Raw genomic sequence first — 11,919 nt, 5'->3', positions numbered from 1 at the left:
ATGACACAAGGCATGGACGGGCCGCATCCCGAGGAACGGATGCGACCGACTGGCCGACGGAACTCGCAAGGCATTCGCATCGACCCCGAGGCGGAAGCCACGCACCAGCCGCGCAAGGCGGTGCTGTCGACGTTAGTGAACCACGAGCCGGGCGTCCTCGCGGAGGTCTCCGGCCTCTTCAGCCGTCGGCAGTTCAACATCGAGAGCCTCACCGTCGGCGCGACGGACGACCCCGAAGTCGCGCGGATGACGATCGTCATCGAGGAGCCCGAGCCGGGGATCGACCAGGCGAAAAAACAGCTGGAGAAGCTCGTGCCGGTCATCTCGGTGGAGGAACTCGAACCGGAGGCGGTCCAGCGCGAGCTGATCCTCGTGAAGGTCGACGGGGAGAACCCCGACGACGTGAACGCCGTCGCGGACATGTACGACGGCAACGTCGTCGACGCCTCGCCGGAGACCATCACGATCGAGATCACCGGTAGCCACCAGAAGATCGAGGCGGCGGTCGAGGCGTTCGACCAGTTCGACGTGCAGGAGGTCGTCCGCACGGGCGCGGCGGCGGTCGAGCGCGGCGCGGACGTACTCGAAGACACGCGACGGAAAGCGGAGACGATATCAGAGGCGGGCGAGACCCCTCAGACAGCTACAGATGACTGACGACTTCACCGTACCCGTCTACGACGACGGCGACGCCGACGCATCGCACATCGAAGACAAGACAGTGGCTATCCTGGGCTACGGCAGCCAGGGTCACGCACAGGCCCAGAACCTCGCCGACAGCGGGGTCGACGTGGTCGTCGGCCTCCGCGAGGGGTCGGCCTCCCGCGAGGAAGCCGAAGCCGACGGCCTGCGCGTCGCGGTGCCGGACGACGCCGTCGCCGAGGCGGACATCACCGTGATGCTCGTCCCGGACACCGTCCAGCCCGCGGTCTTCGAGGCCGTCAAGGACGGACTCGACGAAGGAGACACGCTCCAGTTCGCCCACGGCTTCAACGTCCACTACGGCCAGATCGAGCCGCCGGAGGGCGTCGACGTGACGATGGTCGCCCCGAAGAGCCCCGGTCACCTCGTCCGTCGCACGTACAAGCGCGGCGAGGGGACCCCCGGACTCATCGCCATCGAGCAGGACGCGACCGGCAGCGCGAAGGAACAGTCGCTCGCCTACGCGCAGGCCATCGGCTGCGCCCGCGCCGGCGTCATCGAGACGACCTTCAAAGAAGAGGTCGAGACCGACCTCTTCGGCGAGCAGGCCGTCCTCTGTGGCGGCGTCACCGAGATGGTCAAGGCCGGCTTCGAGACGCTAGTCGACGCGGGCTACGCGCCCGAGATGGCCTACTTCGAGTGCCTGAACGAGCTAAAACTCATCGTCGACCTGATGTACGAGGGCGGCCACATGGAGATGTGGAACTCCGTCTCGGACACCGCCGAGTACGGCGGGCTCACGCGTGGTGAAGAGATAATCGACCGCGACGGCTTCGACGAGATCCTCGAAGGCGTCCAGAACGGCGAGTTCGCCCGCGAGTGGATCAACGAGAACCAGGCCCATCGGCCGGCCTACAAGCAGTACCGCGACGCGGAAGCCAACCACCAGATCGAGGAAGTCGGCGGGCGCCTGCGCGAGCTGTTCGCGTGGGCCGACGAGGAGTAGCGGACACACGAGACAGATGACAGACGAGGACACGACACACACGACCGAGACGACGACCGACACCGTCGGCGACGCCGCCCCGAAGGCGACGATGGGCGAGTTCAGCCACACCAATCCCCACACCGGGAAGGCCTTCGGCGACGATTTCGCCTTCCAGCGGGGGCCGGCGGTGGCCGCCGACGGGGGCGAGCGAAACGCGGTCGAGGAGACGGACGAGGAGTCGACGCAGAGGATGCGAGACGTCGACCACGAGCACCCCGACGACGACGCGGAAGACGCCAATCGCGTCTTCCAGCGGGGCAACGAGGAGCCAACGGACACAGTATGAGTCAGGGAACACTGTACGACAAGGTCTGGGATCGGCACAAAGTAACGACGCTGCCCAACGGACAGGACCAGTTGTTCGTCGGGCTGCACCTCATCCACGAGGTCACCAGCCCGCAGGCGTTCGGGATGCTCCGCGAACGGGACATCGAGGTCGCGCGCCCGGATCTGACGCTCGCGACGGTCGACCACATCGTCCCGACGGCCGACCAGTCGCGACCGTACGGCGACGACGCCGCGGAGAACATGATGTCCGAACTCGAGGAGAACGTCCGCGACGCGGGCATCGACTTCCTCGACCCGACCAGCGGCGAGCAGGGCATCGTCCACGTCGTCGGCCCGGAGCAGGGGCTCACTCAGCCCGGAAAGACGATCGTCTGTGGCGACTCCCACACCTCCACCCACGGCGCGTTCGGCGCGCTCGCGTTCGGGATCGGGACCTCCCAGATCCGCGACGTGCTGGCCACCCAGACCATCGCGATGGAGAAACAGAAGGTCCGGAAGATCCAGGTCGACGGCGAGCTCGGCGAGGGCGTCGAGGCCAAGGACATCATCCTGGAGATCATCCGCCGCCTGGGCACGGAAGGCGGCGTCGGCTACGTCTACGAGTACGCCGGCGAGGCCATCGAGGACCTCGACATGGAGGGCCGGATGTCGATCTGTAACATGTCCATCGAGGGCGGCGCCCGCGCGGGCTACGTCAACCCCGACGAGACCACCTTCGAGTGGCTGGAGGAGACGGACTACTTCCAGGAGAACCCCGAGAAGTTCGACGAACTCAAGCCGTACTGGGAGTCCATCAGCAGCGACGACGACGCCGAGTACGACGACGTGGTCCGCATCGACGCGAGCGAGCTGGACCCGGTCGTCACCTGGGGTACCACGCCCGGCCAGGGCATCGGCATCCACGACCCGATCCCGGCGCCGGAGGACCTGGCCGACGACAAGGTCGACACGGCTCGGCGCGCCCAGGACCACATGCGCGTCGAGCCCGGCGAGACGATGGACGGCTACGACATCGACGTGGCCTTCCTCGGCTCCTGCACGAACGCCCGCCTGCCGGACCTGCGCCGCGCGGCCCGCATCGTCGAGGGTCGCGAGGTCGACGACGACGTGCGCGCGTTCGTCGTCCCCGGCAGCCAGCGCGTCCAGCGGCAGGCCGAGGAAGAGGGCCTGAAGGACGTCTTCGAGGCGGCCGGCTTCGACTGGCGCAACGCCGGCTGTTCGATGTGTCTCGGCATGAACGAGGACCAGCTGGAGGGCGACGAGGCGTGTGCCTCTTCCTCCAATCGGAACTTCGTCGGCCGCCAGGGCTCCAAGGACGGTCGGACCGTTCTGATGAACCCGCGGATGGTCGCCGCGGCGGCGATCACCGGCGAAGTCTCTGACGTGCGCGACCTGGAGGAGGTGGCCGTCCAATGAGCGGCACCGAGGACATCCCGTCGGTCGACTACGTGGAGGGGTCGGGTATCCCGATCCGCGGCAACGACATCGACACCGACCAGATCATCCCGGCGCGATTCATGAAGGTCGTCACCTTCGACGGCCTGGGCGAGTTCGCTTTCTTCGACCTGCGCTTCGACGACGAGGACAACGAGAAAGACCACCCGTTCAACGAGGAGCGCTTCGGGGACGCCAACGTCATGGTCGTCAACAACAACTTCGGTTGCGGCTCCTCCCGCGAGCACGCCCCGCAGGCGCTGATGCGCTGGGGCATCGACGCCATCATCGGCGAGGGATTCGCGGAGATCTTCGCGGGCAACTGTCTCGCGCTCGGCATTCCGACCGTGACCGCCGACCACGAGACGATCAACGCCCTGCAGCAGTGGGTCGACGACAACCCCGACGGCGAGATCGAGGTCGACGTGCGCGCCGAGACGGTCACGTACGGTAACAACGAGATCAGCGTCAGCGTCGACCGCGCCCAGCGCGAGGCGCTGGTCGAGGGCAACTGGGACACCACCGCGCTGATGAAGGCCAACCGGAACGCCATCGAGGCGACCGCCGGCTCGCTGCCGTACCTCGAATCGGCGGACTGACCGACGCGATACGGGGCGATCCCGTCAGCGTTTTGTCGACCGTATCGCTTCGAACCGTCTGCTCGACCACGTTCTCGCGACCGCTGAGCCTCGCTACTGCCCAGTCGCGACTCCGCGGGGAAATTGAGCCGGAAGTCCGCGCGCGAACGGTCGTCAGTCGTCGTCGGCCGCGGCGTTCAGGTCGTCGCCGTCGCCGCTATCCAGTGCCGGCTCGCTCCCGTCACCGTCGCCCAACGCCGGGTCGTCGTCCGCTCCGACGCCGCTCCCGTCGTCGACGGTGAACTCGTCGAGCTGCTCGCGCAGCTGGTCGGCGAGATCGTCGAGTTCGTCGGCGGTACCGGCCATCTGCGTGGCGGTCATGGTCTGCTGTTCGGCGGCGGAGGCGACTTCCTGAGCCTCCGAGCGGGTATCGCGACTCGCGTCGGCCACGTCGTCGGCCATCGCGACGACCTCCTGGGCGGAGGCGGCCTGCTCGTCGGTGGCGTCGTTGATGGACTGAACGCCGGTGTTGGCGTCCTCGACGCGGTCGGCGATCTCCTCTAGAGTGTGCAGGCTCTCGTCGATGGTCTCGCGTCCGTCCGCGACCGCTTCGTGCATCTCGCGCATGTCGTCGACGGTCTCGGCGGTGGAGGACTCGACGCCGTCGATGAGGCCGGCGATCTCGTCGGTCGCCTCGCTCGTCTCCTCGGCGAGCTGTTTGACCTCCTCGGCGACGACGGCGAACCCGTCGCCCGCTTCGCCGGCACGGGCGGCCTCGATGGAGGCGTTCAAGGCGAGGACGTTGGTCTGCTCGGCGATGTCGTCGATGAGCGCGACGATCTCGTCGATCTGGTTGACCTCGTTCTCCAGGCGTTCCATCTCGTCGACGGTCGCGTCGGCCTGGGTCTCGATGGTCTCCATCATGTCGATGGAGTCCTCGGCGAGGTCGGTCCCCTCGCGGGCGTCGACGGCGGCCTCGGCGGAGAGTTCGGCCACCTCGTCGGAGGAGGAGGCGATCTCCTCGACGGTCGCCGACAGATCGTTCATCTCCCCTGAGACCTCTTCGAGGCTCCCGGTCTGCTCGGCGGCCCGGGCGGCGATCCCTTCGATGGACTCGGCGACCTCCTGGCTGGCCGAGGACACTTCGTTCGATCCGCGCGAGACCTGCTCGCTGACGCCGGCGACCTCGTCGCTGAATCGTTTGATGTCGACGACGGTGTCTTCCAGCTCGGCGAGCATCTCGTTGAACTCGGTGGCGATGGTTCGCATGGCCTCGCTATCACGGTCGGCGTCCATCCGCGCGGTCAGGTCACCGTCGGCGGCGCGTTCGAGCACCTCCGCGGCCTCCCCGGCCTGTCGTTGCAGATCGGTGGCGAGTTGTTCGGCCTCCTCGCGGGCGGCCTCGGCCTCGCTGCGGGCCTCGTCGAGATCGGCGACGAACGCCTCGGTGTTCTCGTGCATGGTCGTCAGCGCGGTACCCAGCCGACCGGGCACCTCTTCGTCGAGGACGGGCGCGTCGAACTCCTGGTCGGCCAGCGCGTCGGCCTGGGCGGCGGCCACCGAGAGGTTGTCGTGCATCTCCTCGAACGCGGTGACCATCTCGCCGATCTCGTCGTTGCCGGCGTCGACGTCGAGTTCCTCGTCGAACTGCCCGCGGGCGAGCCGCTGGGCGTGGTCGCGGACCTGTTCGATCGGTCTGGCGAAATAGCGCGCCAGTCCGTAGCCCGTGACGACGACGCCGACGAGGACGGCCCCGAGGATGAGCAGGATCGTCTGGCGGGTCGCGTCGGCCTCCGCGCGGAGCTGCGCGCCGAGCGCGGCCGCGGGGTCGGTCACGTCGGATTCGGGGACGGTCGCGACCATCGTGTAGGTTCGTTCGCCCACGTCGAGCGGGCGGAAGCCGATGTAGCGCTGAGCGGCGTCGGTGTCGTTCCCGAGACCGTAGGTCGCCATCCCGGCCTCGCCCTGAAGCATCCGCTCGTTGACGATCGTCGCCAGCGAGTCGCCGAGCGCGCCCTGCGCGAGGTTGGCCTTCTCGCGCAGCAGCGACTCGCGGGGATAGCTGACGAGTTCCCCTCGGTCGTTGACGATGTAGAGGTACCCCGACTCGGCGACCGTGACGCTGTTGGTGATGTTGGTGACGTGGTGGTAGTTGAACTCCGCGGCGAGGACCCCAGACAGGCGGCCGTCGTGGTACACCGGCGTCGCGAGCATGTTGCGCTGGTCCCCGTTCCGCATCGTGATCTCGCCGACGACGACCCGACCGGGCCGGGCGCCTTTCGCTCTGGAGAACCAGCTCGCGTCCGCGTAGGAGGTCCCGTTCTCAGAGACGTCGACGGAGCCCGTGTCGGTGCGGGTGACGCCGACGATCTCCCGACCGTCGGCGTCGGTGAGGCGCAGGCTCCGGTAGGCCTGGACGTCCTGCCCGTCGACCGTCATCGTCTGGGTCCAGAGCGCGCTCTCGAATGAGGCCGCGATGTTCGACCGGGCGTCGGCGACGCCGCCCTGGCGGAACTCGTGGGCGAAGACGCTCGGCGCGATCACCCAGTCGAACCGGTCGTAGTACGTGTAGGAGAGGACCCGCGTCTCCTCGGGGCCGCCCGCCTCCGTCGTGTCCGTGGTCGTGTACGTCTCGGTCGCCCAGTCGTCACCCTCGCGGATCCGCTCCTCGGAGCGGACCGTCCGGTCGATACCGTCGTAGACCAGCGACAGCCCGCCGACGCCGTTGCCGAGACGCTCCCCGTCGCCGACCTCGTGGTGGACGACGACGCTCCCGTTGCGGTCGGTGATCGTCGCGTAGCCGGTCTCGCCGACGTAGCCGGGACGGAAGGTGTCGGCGAGGGCGCCTTCGTCGGTCGTCCCGTTGCCGGCGGTGCCGGCGATCCGACGTTCGACGGCCGCCTCGACGGCCCGCTGCTCGTCGGCACTCAGGTCCGACCAGGCCCGGCCGTCGTAGCGCTCGGCGAGGAGGGTCTCGGTCGTGCTCTCGACGGCGTCGCGGACCTGGAGCGCGACGTAGCCGAGCTGGCGCGCGCTGCGCTCGCGAGCCTCGCTCGACTCGCCGCTCTTGGCGGCGTAGTAGTCCGCGACCGCGGCGGTCCCGGCCAGCGACTTCACGTCGGCCCGCCGCTCGTTGAGGAGGTTCCCGATCTCCTCGGCGCGGGCTTCGACGCTGTTGTTCAGCTCGCCGGTCACCTGCGCCTCCAGCGACGCCGCGCTCGCGCGCTGGGACTGCTCGCTCAGGTCCGTCATCGACTGGTTCGCCGTCACCCCGACCACCGCCGTCGGTATCAGCGAAACCACCAGAAAGACGAGGATGAGTTTCGCACTCAGTCTCATTACCACTCCAGCTATCGCCGGATCGCTTATGTCTGATTCATCAGTTATCAGCCGTGATATCGATCGATGGCTTCCATCTCCCCGCCGGCTGCCCGCCAGCGGCGCGGTCGGCGCGCATTTCACTCCGGCGAGCGTACACTCGGCAGTGACATCGTTCGACCTCTCGCACTCGCTGGCGACCGACATGCCGGTGTACCCGGGAACAGAGCCCGTGTCCGTGGAGCCGAGCGCGACCCGGTCGTCGGACGGCTACCGGACGACGCGGCTGGATCTCGACTCCCACGCGGGGACCCACGTCGACGCGCCCGCGCACCTCACCGACGGCCCGTCGCTCGACGAGTTCCCCGTCGAGCGGTTCACCTTCGACGCCGCCGCGGCGGATCTCCGGCCGCTCGACGACCGCGAGCGGGTCGGCCTCGACGCGCTCCGGGCCGCGCTGGCCGCCGACCCCGAGTCGGTCGACCTCGTCGCGGTCGTCACGGGGTGGGACCGCCACTGGGGCGACGACAGGTACCTCGACCACCCGTATCTCGCCGCCGAGGCCGCCGCGTGGCTGGCCGACCACGACTGCGACCTGGGCGTCGACACGGGGAACCCGGACCCGACGCCGACCGAGCGGGCGGGCGACGACGAGCCCGACGGGTTCCCCGTCCACGGACGGCTGTTCGACGCCGACCGGTTGATCGTCGAGAACCTCCGTGGACTCGACCGGCTCCCAGAGCGGTTCGATTTCCAGGCCTATCCGCTCCGGTTCGGCGATGCCGACGCCTCGCCGGTCCGGGCGGTCGCGCGCACGGTCGACAGCGAGTCGCGCTGACGCGACGAGGGTCCGAGCCGGGAGACATCGACACCCTCTTTTCGGCACCCGGAGGAGTTAGCCCCATGACTCACGAGATCGCCGTGATCCCCGGCGACGGGATCGGACAGGAAGTCACGCCGGCGGCCGTCGACGTGCTCGAAGCGGTCGACGTCGACTTCGACTTCGTCGAGGGCGACGCGGGCGACGCCGTGAAGGAAGCGACCGGTGAAGCGCTGCCCGCCGAGACGCGCGAGCTAGCCGCCGACGCCGACGCGACGCTGTTCGGTGCCGCCGGCGAGACCGCCGCCGACGTGATCCTCCCGCTGCGCGACGTGGTGGGCTCGTTCGCCAACGTCCGCCCCGCGCGGTCGTACCCCGGCCTCGACGCCGTCCAGCCCGACACCGACATCGTGTTTATCCGCGAGAACACCGAGGGCGTCTACTCGGGCATCGAAGCCGAGATCGACGACGGCGTCCGCACGCTGACGCGCGTGATCACCGAGGACGCCTCCCGCGAGATCGCCGAGTTCGGGTTCAGCTACGCCAACCGGAACGGCTTCGAGAACGTCACTATCGCCCACAAGGCCAACGTCATGCGCGAGACCGACGGGCTGTTCCTGGAGACCGCTCAGGCAGTCGGAGACTCCTTCGACGTCGACTACGACACGGCGCTGATGGACGCGCTGGCGATGCACCTAGTCATGCACCCCGAAGAGTACGGCGTCGTCATCTGCCCGAACCTCGCGGGCGACATGCTCTCGGATCTGGCGGCCGGCCTGGTCGGCGGGCTCGGTCTCCTGCCGAGCGCCAACGTCGGCGAGGACAACGCGCTGTTCGAGCCCGTCCACGGCTCGGCGCCCGACATCGCCGGCGAGGGCGTCGCCAACCCCTCCGCGATGATCCTCTCCGCGGCGATGTTGCTCGACCACCTCGACTACGGCGGCGAGGCCGCTGCCGTCCGCGAGGCCGTCGAGGACGTCCTCGCGAACGGGCCGCGGACGCCCGATCTGGGCGGCGACGCGGGCACCGACGACGTGACTGCGGCCGTCGTCGACCGCCTCTGAGGCCTGTCCCACGAGACGGGGCCGTTCACTCCCGGGCGAGCACGCAGACGTCCTCCCACTTGCCCTTCGATTCGAGCTTCTCCTGGAGGTCGCCGGCGTACATCTGTGCCATCTCCTCGGCCGCGGCGAGTTGCTCGCGGTCGATGTCGTCGTCCCCGCCGCCGAGCCCGAGCGCGTCCTTCACGCCGTCGAAGAGGCCGCCGGAGTCGTCGGATTGCCGGCCGCCACCCGCGGCCATCCCCCTCGCCTGGTCGACCTTCTCCAGTTCCGGGACGATGCTCTCGACCTTGCTCGTGTCCGCCACCAGCCGAGCCGAGTCGAGGTCGTCGGGGTTCTCGATCTCGAACTCGACGGCGGTCATGACGAGGCCCCACTGCTGGCGCGAGAAGTTCGAGGCGGCGACCTTCTCGGCGAACTCCTGGTCGGTCTGCATCCGCTCGCCGACGATCCGGTCGCTCCACGCTGAGTCGCTCATGCCTCCGAATAACACGCTCTCCGGTATGTATCTCCCGCTCGATCCGGACACGGAACCGTCGACCGGGCGACCGAGCCCGTCGCGGCGTCAGCTCCCGTTGCCCTCGCCGCTCGACTCGACGCCCATCGCGTCGAAGAGCTTCTTCCGGACGGCCTCTTCGGTGAGTTGCAGCAACGTCTCGCGGTTGTCCTCGCTGGTCTCGATACCGGTGAAGATGCCCAGCGGGATCTCGACGGCGGCGTCGGTGGAGTGGCCCTTCGCCTCGCCCATCTGTCCGAAGGCGTCGTCCAACACCTTCCCGATGTTCATCCGGATGTCCTTCGAGCGGGCGGCCAGGTAGATGGTGTCGTCGGCGATGGCGAAGACGGCGGTCGTGGTGATCCCCTCCAAGTTGAGGAGGTGCTGGGCGGCCTGGGCGAGCGCGTCGCGGTCGCGGATGAACCCGGCGTTGGAGACCAGATGGGAGCCGCTGACCTCGCGGTTGCGGATGGCCTCGGCGAGCACGTCCAGCGTCTCCGGCGACATCGACGGCGACTCGACCTGTTCGAGCGTGTCGTGGTCGGCGAACGGGTAGAGGTAGGCCGCTGCGGTCAGGTCGGCGGGCGTCGTGTCGCGTTTGAAGTCGAGCGTCTCGGCGCGGATGCCGTACAGGAGAGCGGTGGCGACCTCCTGGCTGAGATTCAGGTCGAGTTCCTGGATGTACTTGGTGAGGATCGTGGAGGTGGCCGAGACGTTCGAACGGACGTCCTCGAAGCTGGCGTCGACCTCGTCGTTTTCCTTCTCGTAGTGGTCGACGAGGATGTCGATCGCCTCGGCCGCCGTCGGCGCGCCACCTTTGGCGTAGTCGACGAGCGCGACGGTTCCGTAGTCGTCCATCTCGACCTCGTCCCGGGAGACCAGGTCGATCCCGAGCAGGTTGACGAACGCGCGATTTTCCTGGTGACCGATCTCGCCCTCGTAGACGATGTCGGCCTCGACGTCGCGACTGGCCGCGATGTCGCGCAGGGCCGCGGCGCTGGCGATGGAGTCGGGGTCGGGGCTGCGGTGGACGAGGATCGCCATCCGGCCATCCGTGTCGTCGATGACTTCGGCGAGGTTGCGGGCCTTGTACTCCAGTTCGCCGGTCTCCAGGGCGCGCAGTGCGGAGTCGGCGATGACGGCGGAGGGATTGATGACCACGTCGGCACCGAGTTCGGTGAGCTCGTCGGCGGAGACGGGGTCGGAGGCGCGGGCGACGATGAAGTGGTCGTCACCGCGGGTGCGGAGGTTCTCGACAGCGGCGGAGTTGGCCTCGACGTCGGAGGACATGATGAGGACGACGTCGCAGTCGGCGACCGCGTCGACGACCGACTCGTCGCGGATGTCGGCGACGTTGGCGTCGAGGTCCTGGTCGCGCAGCGCTTCGACCCGTCCCTCGTCGCGGTCGATGATCTCGACGCTCTTGCCCTCGCCCACGAGTTCCTCGGCGACGGCGTGGCCCACGCTGCCACACCCGAGGATGGCGTAGCGGGACATCGACGCCATCGTGATGCCGGCACTCATAGTGTCACCTCAAAGGCGACGACGCATATAATTCCCCCTTGTTCGGTTCCCCCGATACCCGAACAGTAACGTATTTCAATCAACCTGCGTAAGTCGAATTCGTGGGCCGGTAGCTCAGTCCGGCAGAGCGTCTGACTCTTAATCAGACGGTCAGGGGTTCAAATCCCTTCCGGCCCGTACAGTAAGACGGTGAGCAACGCGAACCGTCGAGCGAATCGGACGGCGGGATTTGAATCAGGAAAGTCGCAGTCGCCGGGCGTAGCGAGGCGAGCGTCTTTCGGTGGTTCAAATCCTTTCCGGTCGGTTCACTCTGACGCTCGCAATTCGCGAGCACCTGCCGTGCGTCACGAAAGGGATTCGAAGTCGACCAGTCGCGCGCAGCGAAGCGAGCACGTCTGGGCGTAGTTCAAATCCCATCCGGCCCGTTCTCTCTGCGTCCGTGACCCACGAGTGTCGGGTCTCTCTCGCCCGCCCTGCCTCGTGAAACCGAAAGCATCTCCGACGCGCGCGTCGACCGACTTACCGCCACTCGTCGAGCGAACAGGCGTCGCTCTCCGGGGCCGAAAGCCACGCCTCCTCGCGGGCGATATCGGCGACGACGAACCGGGCCGTCCCGTCGGCCTCGTCGACCGCCGCGACGATCTCCCGCTCGTCCACCGATCGTTCCTCGAACGACCGCACATCGGTGCTCATACCCAGATATTCACCAG

11 protein-coding genes and 1 tRNA gene are annotated in these 11,919 nt (G+C 68.1%); 8 read left to right on the top strand and 4 right to left on the bottom strand.

All coding sequences use genetic code 11. From position 1 onward, the window contains the following. The 5 genes from ilvN to leuD all read left to right on the top strand — a co-directional run bounded on the left by ilvN (window position 1) and on the right by leuD (window position 4,011). Entirely contained in the window at window positions 1-657 is a 657-nt protein-coding gene (gene ilvN / locus I7X12_RS00195; protein WP_232342954.1) for an acetolactate synthase small subunit, read from the top strand. Then, window positions 650-1,648 carry a ketol-acid reductoisomerase gene (ilvC, locus tag I7X12_RS00190; RefSeq protein WP_198061884.1) on the top strand — a complete coding sequence of 333 codons (999 nt, stop codon included), beginning with the start codon at window positions 650-652 and terminating at the stop codon, window positions 1,646-1,648. The genes ilvN and ilvC overlap by 8 nt, the downstream gene beginning before the upstream one ends. Before the next feature lie 91 nt (window positions 1,649-1,739). Next, window positions 1,740-1,976: a hypothetical protein gene (locus I7X12_RS00185; protein WP_198063745.1), complete on the top strand. Its 237-nt coding sequence runs from the start codon at window positions 1,740-1,742 to the stop codon at window positions 1,974-1,976. Continuing rightward, the gene (gene leuC / locus I7X12_RS00180) at window positions 1,973-3,394 is read left to right on the top strand and encodes a 3-isopropylmalate dehydratase large subunit (RefSeq protein ID WP_198061883.1); all 1,422 of its coding nucleotides are present in this window, start codon (window positions 1,973-1,975) and stop codon (window positions 3,392-3,394) included. The genes I7X12_RS00185 and leuC overlap by 4 nt, the downstream gene beginning before the upstream one ends. After that, a complete protein-coding gene (leuD, locus tag I7X12_RS00175) occupies window positions 3,391-4,011 on the top strand; it encodes a 3-isopropylmalate dehydratase small subunit (protein WP_198061882.1) in 621 nt (206 codons plus the stop codon). Before leuC ends, leuD begins: the two co-directional genes overlap by 4 nt. A 153-nt stretch (window positions 4,012-4,164) precedes the next feature. Here the strand turns inward: leuD and I7X12_RS00170 are convergent, their stop codons facing one another. Beyond that, window positions 4,165-7,329 (bottom strand): methyl-accepting chemotaxis protein, encoded by a 3,165-nt coding sequence (locus I7X12_RS00170; protein ID WP_198061881.1) that lies wholly within the window; start codon window positions 7,327-7,329, stop codon window positions 4,165-4,167. 145 nt (window positions 7,330-7,474) lie between these two features. On the opposite strand from I7X12_RS00170, the gene I7X12_RS00165 reads away from it, so the two are divergent. Next, the gene (locus I7X12_RS00165) at window positions 7,475-8,146 is read left to right on the top strand and encodes a cyclase family protein (RefSeq protein WP_198061880.1); all 672 of its coding nucleotides are present in this window, start codon (window positions 7,475-7,477) and stop codon (window positions 8,144-8,146) included. Window positions 8,147-8,211: 65 nt separating this feature from the next. Continuing rightward, a complete protein-coding gene (locus I7X12_RS00160) occupies window positions 8,212-9,192 on the top strand; it encodes an isocitrate/isopropylmalate dehydrogenase family protein (protein WP_198061879.1) in 981 nt (326 codons plus the stop codon). Window positions 9,193-9,217: 25 nt separating this feature from the next. On the opposite strand, the gene I7X12_RS00155 is transcribed toward I7X12_RS00160, so the two are convergent. Next, entirely contained in the window at window positions 9,218-9,667 is a 450-nt protein-coding gene (locus tag I7X12_RS00155) for a DUF5799 family protein (RefSeq protein ID WP_198061878.1), read from the bottom strand. An 87-nt stretch (window positions 9,668-9,754) separates the two neighbouring features. Continuing rightward, window positions 9,755-11,209, bottom strand: coding sequence for a DHH family phosphoesterase (locus tag I7X12_RS00150; protein ID WP_198061877.1), 1,455 nt, complete (start codon window positions 11,207-11,209; stop codon window positions 9,755-9,757). A gap of 103 nt (window positions 11,210-11,312) precedes the next feature. Between I7X12_RS00150 and I7X12_RS00145 the strand changes: the two genes are divergently transcribed. Further along, a tRNA-Lys gene (locus tag I7X12_RS00145) sits at window positions 11,313-11,386 on the top strand. Window positions 11,387-11,728: 342 nt separating this feature from the next. Here the strand turns inward: I7X12_RS00145 and I7X12_RS00140 are convergent. Further along, window positions 11,729-11,902 carry a DUF7556 family protein gene (locus I7X12_RS00140; RefSeq protein WP_198061876.1) on the bottom strand — a complete coding sequence of 58 codons (174 nt, stop codon included), beginning with the start codon at window positions 11,900-11,902 and terminating at the stop codon, window positions 11,729-11,731. Window positions 11,903-11,919: the final 17 nt, after the last annotated feature.

Origin of the sequence: Halosimplex litoreum (assembly GCF_016065055.1) — an archaeon.
In the GTDB taxonomy this organism is placed as follows: domain Archaea; phylum Halobacteriota; class Halobacteria; order Halobacteriales; family Haloarculaceae; genus Halosimplex; species Halosimplex litoreum.
Note: the sequence above shows the minus strand (reverse complement) of the source record. Positions and strands in the feature narration are given on the sequence as shown.